Raw genomic sequence first — 21,034 nt, forward strand, 5'->3', positions numbered from 1 at the left:
TTTCGTATTTTGTTTGTTGTGGTGACTACATTATACTTCAAAAAGGGAGGTCATTGCTCTTTTTATTGCAAACTCCCATAAAATCGAGGTTTATACAATAAAAAAGGTAGTAAAATTTGACACTACCCAGAATGGTAAGGAGAAAGAAAAATGAGTAAGCCAATTGTAGCGATTGTAGGTCGTCCAAACGTAGGAAAATCTACATTGTTTAATGCTCTCGCAGGGGAAAAGATTTCCATCGTGAAAGACTATCCTGGTGTAACGAGAGATCGAATATATGCAGATGTTACTTGGTTAAATTATCAGTTTACGATGATTGATACCGGTGGTATTGAACCAGAAAGCAAGGATCTGATGTTAAAGCATATGCGTACACAAGCAGAGATTGCCATAGAGACAGCAGATATCATTTTATTTATAACAGATGTACGACAAGGTGTTGTGGATTCTGATTTTAAGGTTGCTGATATGTTAAGAAAATCAGGAAAACCAGTTATATTAGTTGTAAATAAAGTGGATAGCTTCCAAAAATTCATGGCAGATGTCTATGAATTCTATAATCTTGGAATTGGAGATCCAATGCCAGTTTCTGCAGCATCTCGTCTTGGAATTGGGGATATGTTAGATGAAGTTGTGAAGTATTTCCCACAAGAAGAAGCAGAAGAAGTGGAAGATGAACGTCCAAGAGTAGCAATTGTCGGAAAGCCGAATGTTGGTAAATCTTCCATTATCAACCGTTTAGTAGGAGAAGAACGAGTAATCGTATCGGATATTGCAGGTACCACTCGTGATGCAATTGATACCGCCATTACTTGGCAGGACAAAGAATATGTATTTATTGATACCGCAGGACTTCGTAGAAAGAATAAAATCAAAGAAGAACTGGAACGATACAGTATCATCCGTACTGTTACAGCTGTAGAACGAGCGGATGTGGTCATTGTGGTAATTGATGCCAGTGAGGGAGTAACAGAACAAGATGCAAAAATCGCTGGTATTGCCCATGAACGTGGAAAAGGAATCATTATTGCAGTGAATAAGTGGGATTCTATTGAAAAAACTGACAAGACAATCTATGAACATACGAAGAGAATCCGTGAAATCTTATCCTTTATTCCATATGCAGAAATCGTATTTATCTCCGCGAAAACAGGACAAAGAGTGAATAAAATCTTTGATATAATGGATGTTGTTATACAAAATCATGCACTACGTATTGCAACGGGTGTGTTAAACGAAATCTTAATGGAAGCAGTTGCGATGCAGCAACCACCTTCTGATAAAGGAAAACGTTTAAAACTGTACTATATTACACAAGTGGCAATCAAACCACCTACTTTTGTAATCTTTGTGAATGATAAGCAATTGATGCATTATTCTTACACAAGATATATTGAGAATAAGATCAGAGATGCATTTGGTTTCTCTGGAACATCTTTGAAATTCATCATTCGAGAAAGAAAGGAGAAAGAGTAGAATGAGTCATATATTGATTTGCTTGTGCATTGGGTATTTATGTGGGTGTATCTCAACTGGATATATAGTTGGTAAGGCAAATAATATAGATATTAGAGATTATGGTAGCGGCAATGCAGGAACGACCAATGCGCTTCGTACTTTAGGGATAAAAGCAGGTGTAATTACGTTCATTGGAGATGCATTCAAGGCACTGATACCAATCTTAATTATTCGATTCTTTTTGTTTCAAAATTCTGATATTGAGCCTCAATTGTTGGCATTATATACAGGACTCGGTGTTATCCTTGGTCACAATTACCCTTTCTGGTTACACTTTAAAGGAGGAAAGGGTATTGCTGCCACAGGCGGTGTTATCTTGGCATTTGACTGGAGACTCGCTTTGATTGCATTATGTGGTTTTGTGATTATTACTGCGATCACGAGATATGTATCCGTGGGATCATTACTTGTATCTATCATATTCCCAGTGGGTGTTATCTTGTTCTATCGTGGTAATCCACAGTTTCTACATATGCTAATCGTTAGCCTTCTGTTCACTGCCTCCGCTTTTTACAAACACAAAGGAAATATTAAGCGGTTGTTGAATGGAACAGAGAATAAATTAGGGCAAAAAGTAGATGTAAAATAAGAACACAGATCGTTGCGTTCCATAAAGGAAATGACTAAATAACCGGGAGGTATTTTGATAAATGAGTAAGGTTACGGTATTAGGAGCAGGTAGCTGGGGGACAGCACTGTCTATTGTATTAGCAAATAACGGACATGATGTAATCTTATGGTCAGTTTTACAACCTGAGATTGAGATGTTACAGACACATCGAGAACAAGTTGATAAGTTACCAGGTATTAAGTTACCTACGAATATTGAAATTACTGGGGATCTTTCCTATGCATGTGAAAATCCAGAATTGATTGTTTTTGCAGTAGCTTCTCCATTTGTTCGTTCAACAGCGAAGCTTGCAGCACCATATATTAAAGAAGGACAAATGGTAGTAAACGTTGCAAAAGGTATTGAAGAAACTACTTTGATGACTTTATGCGAGATTATAGAGGAAGAATTAAACCATGCGGATGTTGCCGTTCTATCTGGCCCAAGCCATGCGGAAGAAGTAAGTAGAGGTATTCCAACTACTTGTGTCGTAGGAGCGCATTCGAAGGACACCGCATATTTTATTCAAGGGATATTCATGAATGAGAGATTTCGTGTCTATACCAGTCCAGACATTGTAGGAATTGAACTTGGTGGTTCCTTAAAGAATGTCATTGCATTAGCAGCAGGTGTTGCTGATGGATTAGGTTATGGAGATAACACAAAAGCAGCATTGATCACAAGAGGGATCGCAGAGATGAGCCGTCTTGGTATTGCCATGGGTGGCAGAATGGAAACCTTCGCAGGTTTATCTGGGGTAGGAGATTTGATCGTAACATGTACAAGTAAGCATAGCCGTAATAGAAATGCCGGTTATCTTATGGGACAAGGTTATACAATGAAAGCTGCTATGGATGAAGTAAAACAGGTTGTAGAAGGTGTATATTCTGCAAAAGCAGCATTGGCTTTAGCAAAGAAATACGATGTTTCTATGCCAATCGTTGAACAGGTCAACAAAGTATTATTTGAAGATAAATCAGCAAAAGAAGCAGTAATGGATCTGTTATTACGTGATAAGAGAAGAGAATATTCTGATCTTGAATGGGAAAAATAAACAAGGAAGACGTTATGGAATCGACTGAATGAAGTGAGGTTTCATAACGTCTTTTTATAATAGGATTTGGGTGTCAAAAGCCTATATTAAATTTGAGGTTCGTCAATTTGCACAGTTTAAGTTTACCTAGCATGTAATACAGGACATAGTTCATTCCGGGCACGCTCCCGCCCCGCTGAAGTTCGTAGTGGTACATAAGGCTCTAAACTACAGAGCCAAAGTACCAACGACTTCATACAATTGCTCATCAAACTATGTCCTGCATTACATGTGATAAGTTACTGTTTGTGCAAATTGACAAAAATAGTTTTGCTAAGGGCTTTTGACACCCAAACCCTAATAGGAAAGTCCTCCGAATTCCCTATTAGGTAAACCTTCCAAGGAATACGCATAAGGTAGATGTCAGCTGAAACTGACTGTGCTAGGCGTGGTGAAGTGTACTTTGGAGTTGTTATTAACGCAAAAGTGCGAAGTACATTTTATAATATACTTAGAATCTGCGAGAAAGGAGACAATCGAGTCACTATGGATGACGATTGGATTAACAGTGAGTATGTGTGGTAGATATTATGTAGATGATGAAACTGCAAAGGAAATTCGTAAGTTATTAGAACATCTGGATGCGAGATGGAGTCGGGGAAAGCAGATGCAGACCATTGATACGAAGGGAGAGATATTCCCTACCAATCAAGTCCCGATCTTGGTTTCTGATATTGCTTCTGGTAATCAGAATGGAGTAACACAAAAAGGTGTTCAGCTTTTATTAGCAAAGTGGGGATTCCCTGCTCCAACAGGAAAAGGGGTATTGATTAATGCCAGAGCGGAAACGGCATTGGAGAAACGGACGTTTCGTGAAAGCGTAAAAAGTAGAAGGTGTGTTGTACCAGCAGCAGGTTTCTATGAATGGGATTCTGATAAGAACAAGATATACTTTACAGTACCCCATAAGAAGTCCTTATATATGGCTGGTTTGTATCGTTATGATGAGGAGCAGAGTCAATTTGTCATCGTTACGACGGCGGCGAATGAATCGATGAAAAACATACATGATCGAATGCCACTAATCTTGGATGAAGAGATGATTCCGCATTGGATATGGAATGACCAAAAGACGAGTGAAATCCTTCATTCTGTACCAACAGTATTAGATAAAAAAGCATTGTATTACCAACAGAAATTAATCTTTTAGTGAAGAAATTATGTTACATTCGTTACTTTATAAAACTTCAGGGATGAAGTGTCAGGAGTAGATATACCAGATCTACGTTTGATGCTTTGTTCCTGAAGTTTTTGTATGTAATCAAAAGAACTCTTGAAAGAGAACGTGGAACTTATTCTAATATTACAGAAATATAGAGGATAGAGAGCAAGACGAGAATAAGAAATTGAATGCAAATTGAATGTAAGGTTAGGAATATATGATTCATTAAGACTAAAAACACAAAGTAGAACAAAATGTGGTAAATAATGCCCATATACGCTATCAGTCTTAAAAAGTAAAATAATGTTACAAAATAGAATAAATAGGTGACCAAATGCTAAGGGAGTTATATTAATGAAAAAAGTTAAGTTAACCATTGTTTCAATAATCAGTATTTTAATCTTTACGATCATTGTGATAGGGTGCAACAACATAAAAAGTAAGCCTGATATTACGCGAGTAATGCCTTCGGAGGATAGCAGTAAGGTAATTGATTATAATCAGTATCTTAAAAAGATATGGGTTATGAAAAATTGGGCTGGAGGGGGATATAATTATTTTTCTTTTTTCATCTCTAGAATAGAAGACGGTGTTATTGAAGGAAAATTATCAACGGGTTCAATAGCGGAGCCGGAATTTTACTTCTATTCTTTTGATTCTACAACTAATTTAGGAGATTTAACTGGGACAGTTAATAATGGTATTGCTGAATGTAAGTTTAGTGATCAAGACGGGAATGAAGGAAATGTTACATTAATATTTAAAGAAAACGATGAGATAGAAGTGACAATAGAATATACGGATAAAGGATCGGCATATAAAGACTTATCTCTAGATGGAAATTATCATTTTAGACCATACAACCTTACAGATCTTGAAGATTTTATACCCCTTAAAGAGTATTCCTTTGAAAAAAAGATAAATTCATGGGGAAGTGTTAATTTTGTTTCTGGAGAAGTGAATCATGGTGATCGGTTTTATCCAGCTGCTTATTTAACAAATGAGTATGATGATATTTTTTATGAGTTTCAAGCATCGTTTCAAACTGGCACTAAGATTATAGAAGTTTCAATAAAGGATATAAATGGGGACGGATTAGAAGATATTAAGATAGTTACAGCTTTTGAAGACTCTTATATTGAAAATATTGAGTGGATTTTCTATCAAAGGGATGATGGTTTGTTTTATAATAGCAATCTCGATATAAACTGATATACTGAATAGACATGCTGTTCAAAGTATAGAGGTAGTGATGAAGACTATAGAGTTAATCAGAAGCAAAGCATAAGTAAACTATTAATAAAACTTTGATTATCCTTTTATCGAGGGGAAGAAGAGGACGATGTAAATGAGAAAGCGTTTGACATTATTAATAATAATTGTATTGATAGTAATTTCGGGGTATTCAATATTCGTAAGTAAAACAAATCATCATAATGCTGAAACATATATTGAAAGTAATACTTATTTTTTTGGAAATATAACACAAGTGAATTGTAGTATGAAATTCTTAGGTGATGATATCATTGAAAAAGATGTAAAATTGAATATTTATGAATTGGCTAATCTTAAGAAGGGAAAGTTATATGAGTTAAAACTTGATCCTATTGAGAATGTTCCGAGTGAACGTTTGAGTCTAGGCTATTTTTATGTACAAGAAGATAAGATATATAAGATCGTACCAACTGAAGAAAATCTAAGGAAAATAAAAACAAGTGAAGAATTACCAAGTGATAGTATAATAGTATGCCAAGATAAGGAGATAAAAGATGTACTAGGCAAAGATGAACAAGGATACCATCAGTATATGGTAATAAACGGAGAAAAACGGGAGTATCACGCATATAATAATCAAGTATCTACAGGATATTACGAGTCTTTTACATGGGAAAAAGAGAAAGGACTTATAAATTATAGAAGTGGATATGGTGCAGAAAGGGATTCTATTGAACTACAAGTACTTTACTAGTAGAAATGCATCGCGATACTAATAAAAATCTAAAGAAAAACGGAGATTAGCTTATCTAATAATAGTGTTGATACAGTGACTAGAGAAGGAGTTTGTCAGTATGAAAAAATCTATATTTGTGTTTTTATCTGCTGTTATGATCTTGATTTTTATAGGATGTAGCTCAAAAAACAGGAATAAATATAATAGTATAAGTAATTATCACATATATGAAAATGAATACACTGCTTATAACGAGGAGGACAAGCCGTTCATAGTAAATTATGTACAAATATCTGGTTTGGGCAATGATCGTTTAGAAGATAAGATAAATCAAACACTCAAGGAATCAATAACGGAATGGATAAATGTAAATTGTAAATGGTTGGAGAAAAGCAAAATCTCTGTAAAATGTAAAACTTCAAAATATTTATCAATATGTTATACGGTTGAATCAAAAAATTCTAATGGTGAAGAATTTGAAAGTGATTTTATTCGTTTTGGAATAACCATTGACTTGAAAACGGGAGATAGGGTTTATTTAGATGATATAGTAAAGGAGGTGGATCGTTTAAAAGAAGAATTAACAAATTATGATTATGGTAATGAAGTATCACCTCCGATAGATACAGATGAGGCCGATGAAATTATAGAACTTTCCTCCATATCTGAAAAGGAATATCTTGAGAAAATGTATATAACAGATCCGTATGTATATGATTATATGTATTCGTACATAAAGGCAAAACCATCGTTCTATGTAGTAGATAAGCAATTAGTTATTACAAGAGATGAAAAAAATTATAACGATATATTTATAGATTTTAAATAATTGATAGATTTTCAATGTATGATTTACAATCATAATAAGAAAGCTATTCGTGTTTTTGGAGGGGAATATGAAAAGAACTTGTACTAAAGTATTATTGTATTATTTATAGCTGATATATTCTTTATTTTTCATATATCGAAAATGATATTATAAAACTATAATTGAATATAGTAATCAAATTAACCACAATATATATAATGGAAGGAATATGAGCAAACAAATGATAATTAATGGGAAGAAACTTCTATAGCAGAATTACGTTTCCCTTCCAGCAGATGTTCGCTATATTCAATGGAAAACGAGCTTTCGTTGGCTTCACATGTAGTCAATACAATGTTGAAGTGTTTCGCCAGTTCCAACCATGAATATAGCAGACATCTATGCTAGATTTAATCGTATCGTATGAAGTTTGTGTTAATCCACTACAGTATAACTATATCCACTGCTTGTATAATACCCATTCTTGATTGCTTCTAAGTCAGCGGTTTGATGTGTTCTATCGGTAAAGATTATATTAAGGTCTGTACCGGTATAATCTGTTGGCCATTCAATGACATATATGCCGGATTTGTTACAGGTTGTTACAACCCCTGGCCATGAAGCATTCGTATAGGTAACATCATCATTCCATATATAGGCATATATTGTTGTGCCCCAAGAAGAAGGCTTTTCAAAGTACATATAACTTGTTTCTACAGTTACCGTGACTGCCACTGTTGCAGTTAAACCATTCGAGGTTGTAGCTGTGATTGTTGCGGTTCCTTCTGCAATACCTGATACAACACCATGGGATACAGAAGCAACAGAAGAATCACTGGTGGTCCAAGTTACGGATTGATCCGTTGCATTGCTCGGTAATATGGTTGCGATTAATGTTGCAGTATCGCCTACAACTAATGTTGTGGTTGATTGATTAAGGGTAATACTTGTCACAGCAATCTCTTCTGTCATAACCGTCACTGTCACTGCCACTGTTGCAGTTAAACCATTCGAGGTGATAGCTGTGATAGTTGCGGTTCCTTCTGCAATACCAGTTACAATACCACTGGATACAGAAGCAACGAAAGGATCACTGGTTGTCCAAGTTATGGATCGATCCGCTGCATTGCTTGGTAATACGGTTGCAGTTAAGGTTGTTGTGTTACCTAAAGCGACAGTTACATCTGATTCATTAAGTGTTACACTAGTTACCTCTGCATTGTTATTAGGATCTACATTATACGTATACGTATTAGAGGAGTTATCTCCCAAAGAACAAGTAACCAAAACCGTGTCCGTAAGTGCTAAAGCATCTACCGTAACGGAGTATTCACCCGTAAGGTCATCTGCATTCGTTGTATAGACAGTGCTTCCGATTGTGAGTGTCACATCGCTTCCATATGCTGCGGTACCATAGATACAGGTACTTCCTTCCAGAATACCAGATACGGTTGGCTTAACTACGACAAGACCCGCCTGTGCCGTTTGAATTGCCTGAATCATTTCAATTAAATCCGCTTCAGCAGCGTTCTCTTCCCCTAATGCGATTAATGCATCTGCGGGTTCAACATAAGAATAGAGCACGGAAAATGTTTCGTCTGTATAATTTTCTGCTGTCATATTCTTCGTTTCTCTTGTTTCTTTCTTCAACGTATCATAATAGGAATCTGCTGTTGATGATTTTACCACATCGTAGGTACTGCAATCAGAAGACGTTAGCGTAATCCATACTTCATCTGTAATCCCTGTTATATTATCGGACTGCGTTGTATTACCTCCGTAACTTACAATACAATTAACAGAGGAAGAATAGGAATCAATGGTAAGCGTATAGAAACCATCCGTTGTCATTTCTGTTAAAGCTTTTCCTGGGAAAGAACCATTATAGGTATTCCCATCGGAATCCCAGATATATAAGTAAGGAGCAGCATTAGTATAACTATCAACATAGAAGGTGATTGGTGTTGTCTCTGCTTCCACTTCCCTTGCTACAATATCATATGCATAATTTGAAGAGGTAAGTTCAATCCAGACGCTTCCTTCGAGATTTGAGATATCACTGCTTTGTGTACCACTTCCATTATTAAGTACAACATTGTAGGTAGCAGTGGTACCAAGATCCATGACATAGTAGCCGTCCTCATTCATTTCGGTCATCTGTGTTCCTGGCCAAGCACCAGTAAGTGCTGTGCTTGTATCTTTCCAGGCATATACGTAAGGTGCAGACCCATCATATGATTTTACATATAGAATCCCATTATATTCGGTAGAAGTATCGGGTTCAAGACTTTCACTGGCATATGCTTTGTAGAATGTGTAGGTTGCATTTCTTGTGCCATTTGCGTTGGTGGCTTCTACCATAACATTTACGGTATCGCCCTCATAAGCCGTTTCGCCGATTGTAAATGTATCACCATCGTATGCAAGGAATTTCTTAGCACCATCAATCGATACGATTGCATAGTCAGCATCTGTGATACCGATTGTTACATCTTCTGTATTATGGAACTTCGCGTTACCAGTAACGGAGATTAAGGGCTTTCCATCAGGCTCTTCTATTAATATAGTTCCATTTTTCCCACTGTTAAAGGTAACGGTACCATTGGTAACAGTAGCAGTTGTATATGTATAGGCATTTACAAGTGTTTGTCCATCTTCCCAGAGAGAAGAAACATCAATTGTTACATTGGTATTGCTTGTACAACCGATACAAGCAGCAATCTGATCAGAAATGGAATTACTGTTATATATTCTTGAGAATGCCACACCATCATCCGATGTAAGGGAAGCATTGGCACCAGCACCTACCGCAATGTGATTATTACGGAATGTACCAACTTTCTGCCAATGTGCTAACGTATCGGTATTCATGTCATCCCAGTTCATATCACTTCGAACTTCATGATCACCATTGGTGGAGGCGGTATCATCTACTTTACGATCGGTTTCATCCCCGTAGAATATCTGTACGGCACCTGGAAGCATCAGGAATGCGGAACCCATATAGATGGAATTTCCTCTTGTTAATACACTATCATGAGAGGAGATATACGATAATACATTAAAATCAGGATCACTATTAATGGAATCAGCATACGATTGGTAGGTAGCTGCGACAGTGCTCTTAGCTAGTACACCTCCACCTTGTGTATTAAAGTTTATGATGGAGTCAAAACCACCCGCTGTATAGTATTCATCTTTGTAAACACCATGATCCCATACTTCTCCGGTCATCCAGAAATCTAAGTTATCCAACGCTTTCTCTGGATTCTCTGCTTTCCACTCCTGTAATGCTTCAACACAGGCTTTTTTCAAGGTAGCCCAAGATTCAAGATCAACATGCTTCGCAGTATCACAACGGAATCCATCAATTCCATATTCTCGAACCCATGACTGTAACCAATAGGTAAGAACATTGGTTGGTGTCATTGCCATCGCATGTTCACTGAGATAGGAAGAGAGTGCCGCCATTTCGGTAGCATATCGTCCTTCTCTTGTCCATTTTGTTTGAAGAATACTTGGAATACGAACAGAATTGGTAGATTCTGTTTTGAAATCTGGTAAACCCGATAAAGACATGGTTGTATTCGTGGAACCACCTTCATCATATCCAGCAGTACCACATCTTACCCAATTAGGGCCCCACCATTTCGCCCAATCGGTTGTAGAAGATGTGTAATCAATGAAACTATGATAGGACGTATTATTGATGCCTGCGCTTTGATAATAAGTATCTTCCCAACCATCTAAAAGAGTACCATAATCATATTCCGCCATATCATAAATCGTATTGTAGCCTGCATGATTCATTACGATATCAATAATAACTCTTATCCCGTTTTCATGTGCCGTATCCACTAACTCTTGAAATTCTTCCGCTGTACCAAAATTCGCATCCGTCCCCGTATAATCGGATACATAGTATCCATGATATGCATAATGGGCGAAACTATCAGAAGCATCGCTTCCTACAACATATCCATGAATCTGTTCATAGGGAGCACTGATCCATAATGCATTCACACCGAGATTCGTAAAATAACCTTCTTCGATTTTTTCTGTGATTCCAACGAAATCACCACCATGAAAAGTCGCACTCGTATCAGCATAATTGATAACATTACCATATTCATCAAGTCCTCTGTTATAGGAGTGGTCATTGGTTGGATCGCCGTTGTTGAATCGGTCCGTTAATAGGAAATAAACATTTGCATTGTCCCAAGAAAATGTATCTGCACCAGTTTTCGTCGTTGTTGCCGTCGTCGCTGTCGTTGTTGTAGTCATTGTTGTTGCTGCCTTTGCTTGCTTTTGCATCGTATTCTGCTGTAATATACTGCGTGGTGACGCCATCGTGAATACGAAACTTAAGATAAGCATGCAGGCAATCATTGGAGAGAATCGTTTTATCTTTCTCTCTTTTTTCTTCATGTGTAAGCACCTCCTTTTAATTGTTTGTGTGTTTACGCTTTTTTCTATACTAGGAAAGACTTTTCTAGTATAGAAACCCTCCGGGGGAGACGCACTCGCACATAAGGTAGATGTCAGCTGAAGCTGACTGTGCTCGGCGCGGAGAACAAAGTGTACTTTGAAGCTATTATTAACGCAAGATTGTACGAAGTACACTTTGCTTAATACAATATCTGAAAATTTGAGAAATTTACAGATATTGTAAGAATAGTATATCATTTACATTATTTGTATGTATATATCAACAACTCCTAAACTTTTCGAAAATTTTGTGGATTATACCAAAGATATATAGACAACCAATGTATGGAAAGGACTATATGTCTAAAAATAATCTACGTTGTTACTTTAGTGGGGTAAATCCCATCGAACAAGCATATATATGTATAGTAGCATATTTTGAACAAGTTGATGTAGAACTAGTAACAGATTAAGGTAGCAAAAGCCAAGGGCTTTTGACACCCTAACCAGTAACAAGAAAAGAATAGGAGTGAGGAGTAATGCGTAAAAGATGGTTAGCCATTGTAATGGCAGCAACAATGATCGTTACAAGTATGGTCCCTTCAACGTTGGTTAATGCCACAATGGGAGCGTCAAATAATGGAAAGGAGTTGCCATTTGATCAAACAACGAAAGAGAAACAATCGTTAACGCAAAATCCATTGGAGAGCCAAGGATATCAAGCGGAAGAAGAAGTTACGGTGATCGTTGAACTAGAGGAACAATCATTATTGGATCAATATAATGGGACAAGTTCAACGAGGGAAAAGCAGTATTATACCGATGTAAATGCATATTTGGAATCAGACGGTGCACAGAAGTCAAGTAAACAGATGCTAGAGGCGCAAAAAGACGTTATTGAGGACATTCAGAAACAGGAGACATCAGATACGGTGCAAGCCGATGTGTTGTATCATTATACAGCAGTAATGAATGGTTTTGCTATTAGAACCACATATGGAGAATTAGAGAAGATACAGAATATGGCTGGGGTAAAAAGTGCATATGTAGCAAGAACCTACGATTGCATTGATCCGAATATGGTAACAAGTAATCCATTGATTCAGACTGATGTAGCTCATACGCTAAACTATAATGGAGAAGGGATTGCAGTTGCAATACTGGACACAGGATTAGATACCAACCATGAAGCATTTACACAAGCTGTGTCAGGTGCGAAGATTACGAAGAATATAATACAGGAAAAGAAGGAAAGTGTGAATCCAATCGCGAATGGCGCATATGTGAATGAGAAAGTACCTTTTTCTTATGATTATGCGGATAAGGATGCGGAGGTTACTCCATCGGAAGAAGCTGTTGAATTGTACGGAAATGCGCATGGAACCCATGTGGCGGGTACCGTAGCAGGGAATGCACCTAATTTGCAAGGGGTCGCACCACAAGCACAGTTGCTGATCATGAAAGTATTCTCCGATGCAGAGAATGGGGCAAGCACGGAGAATATACTTGCTGGTTTGGAGGATGCAGTAAAGCTAGAGGCAGATGTAATCAATATGAGTCTTGGTTCCTCCAGTGGCTATTCAGTAGGAGAGGAAGAAGGCATTCAACAGGTCTATGACAGTATCATAGAAGCGGGAATCAATCTGTCGGTATCTGCAGGCAATTCTTATAGTAGTACATATGAGAATGAAGCAGGTGGTGCATTTACATCGAATCCAGATACCTCTGTTGTTGGTTCTCCTTCTACCTATTGTGCATCTACTTCCGTAGCAAGTTGTGTGAACACAGGATATTTCGCTAATTACTTTGAATGGAATAGCCAGATGATCACCTATACAGAAACAGCAACAGCAAGTCAACCGAAATTGCAAGATTTAGATAGTGAGGGAACAGGGACAAACATGTCCTTTGAGATAATCCCGAACTATGGAGAAGAAGCAGATTATGCTGGAATTGATGTTTTTGGAAAAATTGCAGTTGTAAGCAGAGGCTCTATTACGTTTACAGAGAAGGTTCAATATGCAGCCGATGCAGGTGCAATTGCAATCATGATCTATAATAATCAAGAAGGGACAATCAATATGTCCATAGAGGACTATCGTATTCCTGCTGTAGGAATTACAGAGCTTGCAGGAGAAGGGCTAATTTCGTCTGTTGACAAAACCGTTACCATCAAGAAAGAAATTGGGCATTTTGATAATGTTGATAATGCAAAGAAAATGTCGGATTTCTCTTCTTGGGGAGTGACGCCTGATTTGAAATTAAAGCCAGAGATTACAGCACCAGGAGAGAATATCTATTCTTCAATGCCATTTAGCAATTCCTATGGGACGATGTCGGGTACATCAATGGCTGCACCTCACATAGCAGGTTCCTTCGCTTTAGTAAGACAGTATATTGAGGAGAATGGGTTAAGTAGTAGTCCAGAAGAAAAAGCAGAACTTGCAAATCAGCTTTTGATGAGTACGGCAACACCATTAAAAGATGAAAATGACGTATACTACAGTCCTAGAAAACAGGGAAGTGGTCTTGTTCAAGTAGGCAATGCGATTACTACGCCAGCGTACCTATATGTTGACGATGGAGAAAGCTATAACCGTCCCAAATTGGAGCTAAGTGATAATACAGTCGGCGTATATGAAACTGATTTTATTGTTCAATCTGCAACTGGAGGAGCAATTAGTTATGATTTAGAGGCGGTTGCCTTAACGGAACAAGAGGAAGAGGGCTACATAAAGGAGCAAGCAAAAGATATCTCTTATGGCGTGGATGTGCAATATACCATAAATGGTATGGAAGGAACGAAGGTAGAATTGGGAGCCAATGAGAAGGCCACCGTTCATGTGACGATTACATTATCAGATACGATCAAACAAGAGATGGAATCCAATTTTGCCAATGGAGAATTCGTAGAAGGATTTATCTTCTTAACGAATGGAGAAGGTGCAAAAGAATTATCGATTCCTTTCATGGGATTCTATGGAGAATGGGAGAAGGCACCATTAATGGATCAGTCTACCATCTATGATAACAATTTATATGGTTCGGGAGAACAGAGCATGTATCAACAAACCTCCAGTTTCCTTCTTTCTGATGATGGACAACATCTGTTAGGTGTTAATCCATATGATGAGTGGGCATATACATTACTTGGGGCTGGCTACAATGCATACGATTATAAATACTATTATCAGAATGCAATGCTACAATTAGATCCGAATAAGATTGCAATCTCGCCAAATGGAGATGGATTCCACGATACGTTATATGCTTCAAGGCTAAGTTTATTACGAAATGCACGAAATATGAATACGCAGATTACTACTTCATCAGGAAATGACGTGTATAACAATAGCTGGGAATTTGACACCAAGTCTTCTTATTACAATAGTGCAATCTATCCAACGTATGAAGAAATTAATTGGACAGCAGAAGGTGCCTTGAATAATGAAATCTATATGTATACGGTAAATGGCACTCTTGCTTATTCTGGTACAGAAAATAATGCGAAGAGTAGCATGCAGTTTCCGATTACGGTTGATTTGGAAAAACCTGTCCTTCAGAAAATAGCAATTACAAAGGAAGAAGGAAAGACATATATAACGTGTGAAGTAAAAGATAATCAGTATGTGGCATATGTAGGATTGCACAAGAGCAATGGTGATGTAATCACTACATACAATAAATCATCGGGAAAAGCAGTATCGGAAGAGGTATTGGTAAATGAAAAGATGAGAGCAGCAGTATCTACATTAAAATTCAATTTAACTGATTTTGTTGCCTCTTCAAAGGATAATTTTATAGTACGAATTTGTGATTATGCAGGAAATGAAACGGATTTTGTATGCTCGCAAAAAGGTGCAATCGTAACGCCTTCAACAGGTGGTAACGAGAATGATGGTGGAAATGTTATGCCAGAAACACCAGATACGAAACCAGAGAATGAAAAGCTTGATGAGGAAATCACGATTGAAGCAAAAGATGCCTCTACGACGATCACATTAAAAGATGTGGAGACCGTACTGAACAATAAGGAGAATACGAAGCTAATTATTAATGTTATAAAACAACAAGGTGGAGACCAGGTGGTTATAGCAAAAGAAATCTTCGAGGCATTGGAAAAGGCAGGTAAGGATTTATTCATTCACATCAAAGAGGCCACAGGAAACATTTTAGCGGATTGGTCATTTACTGCAAAAGATCTTACGAATGCGAAAGAGAATGAAACGAATCTTCGGATTGACCTGCAATTGCTGAATATGGAAGAAGCAAAGAAGAGCGATGCATTTACTAAACTATTGAAAACAATAAAAGCAGATGGGATCGTTGTTACTTTGGGACAAGAGACGAATCTTCCAGTAGAAGGACGCCTGAGCGTTTCATTTGAAAAAGTCAAAGGTGCTACAAAAGGAAATAAAGTCTATATCTATCATGTTAATAAAGAGAAAAACAAGCTAGAGACGATCGTAGGAGGATATTCCCAACAGATCGACGTGAACGGAAAGGTAACCATTCCTGTTATTGCTAGCGGTTCCTATGTCATCCTTACGGAAAAAGCGGATAATAAGTTAATTACTTCTTTGGCAAATCAAATCAATGTAACAGTAAAGAAGGCAACGATTAAGAAAGGAAAGACAACAAAGGTTGCAATAACGCTACCAGCATGTCTGCAGATTACTAAAAAGTTAACCGATGAAACAGCTTCCCAAGGGATCGGTGCAGTAAAAGTTACCTATCGGTCAACGAATGAAAAGGTTGCGGCTGTGGATCAGACAGGAAAAATCAAAGCAAAGAAAGCTGGTACCGCAACGATCAAGGTGACGATCAAATTATACAATGGAAAAACTAGAGTTGTGACGAAAAAGATTAGGGTAAATTAACACCTTTATTGACAGATGCAAAGCCATGGGCTATAATACCAAACATGAGTAACACTGGAGTTTACATTGGATATGGGGGCGAGAACGGATATGAAGGAATATGCTTTAATTTGTAAAGCACTGTCTGATAATAATCGATTACAAATCATGGAAATGTTATCAGAAGGAGAAAAATGCGGTTGCAGAATTTTGGAGAAGTTCAATATTACCCAACCCACGTTATCGCATCACATGCGAATCCTATGTGAAAGCTCTTTAGTTGAAATTCGAAAGGATGGTAAAAGGTGTTATTATTCTTTGAACAAACAAACGTTGGAAGAATTTGATCAGTTTATCTCCAGATTATGTACAGATAAGTAGAAATTGCGGATTCGTACACATAAAAATCGATGATAAAACGAAGTACATCATAAAGATTTAAATGACAAAGCCAAGTATATTATATAAAGATGAAAATGACAAAGTGAAGTATATAATAGGAGGGCTTAATGACAAGGCGAAAAACAGGATAAGCTTTAAGGTAAAAATAAAAAACAAAATCAATTAACGGAAATAATTTAGCAAAAAACAATCTTCATAAATTGTGAGTCGTCAGTAGGCATAAGATGTCTAGCCAAAGACCATGCAGTTATGAAGGTTGTTTTTTTGCCAGAAATAACTATTTACATCGAACAAATGTTCTGATACAATAGAAACAAGAGGTGGAGTTAGAATGGAACGAATTATTTTTCACATAGATGTGAACTCTGCATTCTTAAGTTGGGAGGCAGTATATCGTTTACAGATCTTAGGAGAAGAGACTGATCTGCGTGAGATCCCTTCTGTCGTGGGAGGAGATGAAAAAAAGCGGCATGGAATTGTTTTAGCTAAATCGATACCAGCCAAAAGATACGGAATTCAAACGGGGGAATCCTTGGCAGAAGCAAGGAAGAAGTGCCCGAATCTGGTTATTGTTCCGCCACAACATGATTTATATAAGCAGTGCTCGGAATCTTTTATTGCATTATTACGAGAATACACACCTTGTGTAGAACAGTACAGTATAGATGAGGCGTATATGGATATGACGGGGACGCTTACGCTGCATGGTTCTCCTGTTGTTGTAGCGAATTTCATTAAGGATCGGATCTACGAAGAGATGGGATTTACAGTGAATATTGGCATATCGAATAATAAGTTATTGGCAAAGATGGCATCGGATTTTAAAAAACCGAATCTTGTTCATACCCTTTTTCCAGATGAGATTGCGAAAAAGATGTGGCCATTACCTGTATCGGAATTGTTTTTTGTAGGGCGAGCAACCGCAAAGAAATTATTTTCTATGGGAATAAAGTCAATTGGAGATCTTGCAAAGGCAGATGTAGAAATTCTAAAAACCAATTTGAAAAAACATGGAGAGGTGATTCATAATTTTGCAAATGGAATTGATGATAGCCTTGTTTTAACAGAGAGCATTGCCAACAAAGGGTATGGCAATAGCACGACAATTCCTTTTGATGTTACGGACAATGAGACGGCCAGACTGATTTTGTTATCACTTAGCGAAACGGTAGGTGCACGACTTAGAAAAGATCAAGTATTTATTCGTGTTGTTGCAGTAAGTATTGTTGATTGTGAATTCCATCATGTATCCCATCAGATGACATTATTAGAACCCACGAACCTCACCAATGAGATTCATCAAGCAGCGTGTAAATTACTAGAAGAACTTTGGAACGGGGAGCCACTCCGAAATTTTGGTATTCATACGAGTCGTATTGAAGAGCAAGGGGAAACGAGACAGCTTAGTTTGTTTGAACTTGGATTGCATAAAGAGTCTGATCGAGTATGTGAGCAGATGGATTATCGAATCATGGATGATGAGAGAAAGATGTTGAAACGAGAAAAATTAGAAAAATTGGATCAAACTATTGACCAAATCCGTACGAGATATGGAATGGATTCTATTAAGCGGGCTAATTTTGTGAATAGTCGCTTATCCCATATGTCTGGTGGTACTTCAAGTATTACCTTACCAAAGCAGCAGGAGAAAGGAAAACCATTTGACCCTGCCCGAGGCTTGCAGCTAAGAGAAGGAGAACGGGGAGAAAAGTAGAACAATGAAGTAAAGGATTATAATGAGGTGAAGATATGAATGTTCCGGTTGATGTGATTGCGACTTTTAATACATTTGGGAAGATTAAGCCGAATTATATACGATTAGAAGACTGTCAGCATGGATTGCAGACATATAAGATTGATCAGATTGAGCAAGTAAAAGAAGAAAAATATGCAGGGATGTCCATGCTGTTGTTTCGTTGTAGTGTACCAATGGGAGAAGTTGTTCAGACGATCAAGTTGCGCTACCATATTGATACACATAAGTGGATGCTGATCCATTAACGTAGACGTTTCAAAAGTAGCCCGAATCGGGCTACTTTTGAATGGTTTGTGAATCATAAAGACGTGTCTTTTCTTGTGAAGTAAGAAACACAGGATTTTATACCGAATGATACGTATGACATTTCGATACGAATGAATTTCGATACGGATACCATTTCGACACGAATACCATCATCATATAAGTATATGTGAACGAATACATAAGATTTGCTAATGAGGGAATGAGTTGAAAAAGGAAAAATCCTTTGCTATAATGAATATGGTTTATAGAGTGTTTTCAATTAATGGCAGGAAGAAACTTATTGGTTTGCAGTGCCAGGAAGAGTGGCCTGCAAAGGTTACGAAAAGTATACCAGTTGGAATACGGAACGGAAGTATACGTTTAGGAGAACAATTTCGATAGAAATTGTGACCTAGAAGATAAGAAGATGGAGGCTCTAATTAATGAAAACAGATATTCAAATTGCTCAAGAAGCACAGATGAAACATATTAAAGAAATAGCAAAACGATTAGACATACGCGAAGATGATTTGGAATTCTATGGTAAATACAAAGCCAAATTCACAGATGAATTATGGAACGAAGTAAAAGATCGTCCAGATGGAAAGTTGATCTTGGTTACAGCAATTAATCCAACGCCGGCTGGAGAGGGAAAAACGACAACTTCTGTTGGACTAGGAGAAGCATTTGGCAAGTTGAATAAGAAAGCAGTAATTGCATTACGTGAACCATCCTTAGGACCATGTTTTGGAATTAAAGGTGGAGCAGCAGGTGGTGGATATGCACAGGTTGTTCCTATGGAAGATTTGAATCTACATTTTACAGGTGATTTTCATGCGATTACTTCTGCGAACAACTTATTAGCTGCAATGTTGGATAACCATATCCAACAAGGAAATCTTCTTCAGATTGATCCAAATCAGATCGTTTGGAAGAGATGCCTTGATATGAATGATCGTGTTCTTCGTAATATTGTTGTTGGTCTTGGACGTAAAGTAGATGGTACAGTAAGGGAAGACCACTTTATCATAACTGTTGCATCAGAAATCATGGCAATTCTTTGCCTGGCTGATGACATGAAGGATTTAAAAGAAAGACTTGGCAGAATTATTGTAGCATATACCTATGATGGTGCCCCAGTAACTGCAAAGGAACTGAATGCAGTTGGTTCTATGGCTGCTTTGTTAAAAGATGCATTAAAGCCAAACTTGATTCAAACATTAGAACATACACCTACAATCGTACATGGTGGACCATTTGCAAATATTGCGCATGGTTGTAATAGTGTTCGTGCAACGAAGACCGCATTAAAATTAGCAGATTATGTTGTTACAGAAGCTGGATTTGGTGCAGATCTTGGTGCTGAGAAGTTCTTTGACATCAAGTGTCGTATGGCAGGATTAAAACCAGATGCAGTTGTATTAGTAGCAACCGTTCGTGCTTTAAAATATAATGGTGGCGTGGCAAAAGCAAATCTAGGGGAAGAAAACTTAGAAGCATTAAAAGCAGGTATTGTAAATCTAGAGAAACATATTGAAAACTTACAGAATTATGGTGTTCCTGTTGTTGTAACGCTAAACCGTTTTGTTACAGATTCTGATGCAGAATTAACATTTGTTCGTGAATTCTGTGAAGAACGTGGTTGTGAATTCTCCTTATCCGAAGTATGGGAAAAAGGTGGAGAAGGTGGAATTGATTTAGCACAGAAGGTTATAAAGACGATTGAAGAAAAACCAAGCAACTTCAAAGTGCTATATGAAGATTCTAAATCCATTAAAGAAAAAATCGAGACTATTGCAAAGAAGATCTACGGTGCTTCTGAAGTTACCTATGATGTACAAGCATCAAAAGCGATTGATAAGATTGAAAGCTTAGGATTTACCAATATGCCAGTTTGTATGGCAAAGAATCAATACTCATTATCTGATGACCCTACATTATTAGGAAGACCAACCAATTTCCCAATTCATATTCGTGAAGTATACGTATCTGCAGGTGCAGGATTTGTTGTTGCAATTACAGGTACTGTTATGACAATGCCAGGTTTACCAAAGAAACCAGCAGCAGAAGGAATTGATGTGAATGAAGATGGTGTTATTACGGGATTGTTCTAAATAGATTACACAAACATTATCGGATTTAAATTGTGTAGATTGACGGATTTCAAATTAAATATGGGCTTTTGACACCCAAACATGAAA

General features: G+C 37.4%; 14 protein-coding genes. 13 read left to right on the top strand and 1 reads right to left on the bottom strand.

All coding sequences use genetic code 11. The annotated features are described in order from the left end of the window. Positions 1-150 precede the first annotated feature (150 nt). The 7 genes from der to HBB17_RS04810 all read left to right on the top strand — a co-directional run bounded on the left by der (position 151) and on the right by HBB17_RS04810 (position 7,163). Positions 151-1,476 carry a ribosome biogenesis GTPase Der gene (der, locus tag HBB17_RS04780; protein WP_167956251.1) on the top strand — a complete coding sequence of 442 codons (1,326 nt, stop codon included), beginning with the start codon at positions 151-153 and terminating at the stop codon, positions 1,474-1,476. Position 1,477: 1 nt separating this feature from the next. Beyond that, positions 1,478-2,107, top strand: coding sequence for a glycerol-3-phosphate 1-O-acyltransferase PlsY (plsY, locus tag HBB17_RS04785; protein WP_167956252.1), 630 nt, complete (start codon positions 1,478-1,480; stop codon positions 2,105-2,107). A 61-nt stretch (positions 2,108-2,168) separates the two neighbouring features. After that, positions 2,169-3,182 carry an NAD(P)H-dependent glycerol-3-phosphate dehydrogenase gene (locus HBB17_RS04790; RefSeq protein ID WP_167956254.1) on the top strand — a complete coding sequence of 338 codons (1,014 nt, stop codon included), beginning with the start codon at positions 2,169-2,171 and terminating at the stop codon, positions 3,180-3,182. Positions 3,183-3,711: 529 nt separating this feature from the next. Next, complete coding sequence (locus HBB17_RS04795; RefSeq protein WP_238483671.1) at positions 3,712-4,371, top strand: SOS response-associated peptidase; 660 nt, start codon at positions 3,712-3,714, stop codon at positions 4,369-4,371. Positions 4,372-4,737: 366 nt separating this feature from the next. Further along, the gene (locus HBB17_RS04800; RefSeq protein ID WP_167956256.1) at positions 4,738-5,595 is read left to right on the top strand and encodes a hypothetical protein; all 858 of its coding nucleotides are present in this window, start codon (positions 4,738-4,740) and stop codon (positions 5,593-5,595) included. Between the two features lie 136 nt (positions 5,596-5,731). Further along, the gene (locus tag HBB17_RS04805) at positions 5,732-6,352 is read left to right on the top strand and encodes a hypothetical protein (protein ID WP_167956257.1); all 621 of its coding nucleotides are present in this window, start codon (positions 5,732-5,734) and stop codon (positions 6,350-6,352) included. A gap of 100 nt (positions 6,353-6,452) precedes the next feature. Beyond that, on the top strand, positions 6,453-7,163 hold the full coding sequence (locus HBB17_RS04810; protein ID WP_167956259.1) for a hypothetical protein: 711 nt from the start codon (positions 6,453-6,455) through the stop codon (positions 7,161-7,163). A gap of 414 nt (positions 7,164-7,577) precedes the next feature. On the opposite strand, the gene HBB17_RS20820 is transcribed toward HBB17_RS04810, so the two are convergent. Continuing rightward, positions 7,578-11,570, bottom strand: coding sequence for a starch-binding protein (locus HBB17_RS20820; RefSeq protein ID WP_167956261.1), 3,993 nt, complete (start codon positions 11,568-11,570; stop codon positions 7,578-7,580). Between the two features lie 539 nt (positions 11,571-12,109). Between HBB17_RS20820 and HBB17_RS04820 the strand changes: the two genes are divergently transcribed. The 6 genes from HBB17_RS04820 (at position 12,110) to HBB17_RS04845 (ending at position 20,947) form a co-directional block, all read left to right on the top strand. Further along, positions 12,110-16,450, top strand: a complete 4,341-nt coding sequence (locus tag HBB17_RS04820; protein WP_167956263.1) for a S8 family serine peptidase — start codon at positions 12,110-12,112, stop codon at positions 16,448-16,450. 72 nt (positions 16,451-16,522) lie between these two features. Beyond that, complete coding sequence (locus tag HBB17_RS04825) at positions 16,523-16,810, top strand: ArsR/SmtB family transcription factor (protein WP_238483672.1); 288 nt, start codon at positions 16,523-16,525, stop codon at positions 16,808-16,810. 352 nt (positions 16,811-17,162) lie between these two features. Next, a complete protein-coding gene (locus tag HBB17_RS04830) occupies positions 17,163-18,545 on the top strand; it encodes a DNA polymerase Y family protein (RefSeq protein WP_167956264.1) in 1,383 nt (460 codons plus the stop codon). A 35-nt stretch (positions 18,546-18,580) separates the two neighbouring features. Beyond that, entirely contained in the window at positions 18,581-18,832 is a 252-nt protein-coding gene (locus tag HBB17_RS04835) for a hypothetical protein (protein ID WP_167956266.1), read from the top strand. A gap of 226 nt (positions 18,833-19,058) precedes the next feature. Continuing rightward, entirely contained in the window at positions 19,059-19,235 is a 177-nt protein-coding gene (locus HBB17_RS04840; protein ID WP_167956268.1) for a hypothetical protein, read from the top strand. A 41-nt stretch (positions 19,236-19,276) separates the two neighbouring features. Further along, positions 19,277-20,947 (top strand): formate--tetrahydrofolate ligase, encoded by a 1,671-nt coding sequence (locus HBB17_RS04845; RefSeq protein WP_167956270.1) that lies wholly within the window; start codon positions 19,277-19,279, stop codon positions 20,945-20,947. Positions 20,948-21,034 lie beyond the last annotated feature (87 nt).

The sequence above is a fragment of the Anaerosporobacter faecicola genome (genome assembly GCF_012070565.1).
GTDB lineage: Bacteria > Bacillota > Clostridia > Lachnospirales > Lachnospiraceae > Anaerosporobacter > Anaerosporobacter faecicola.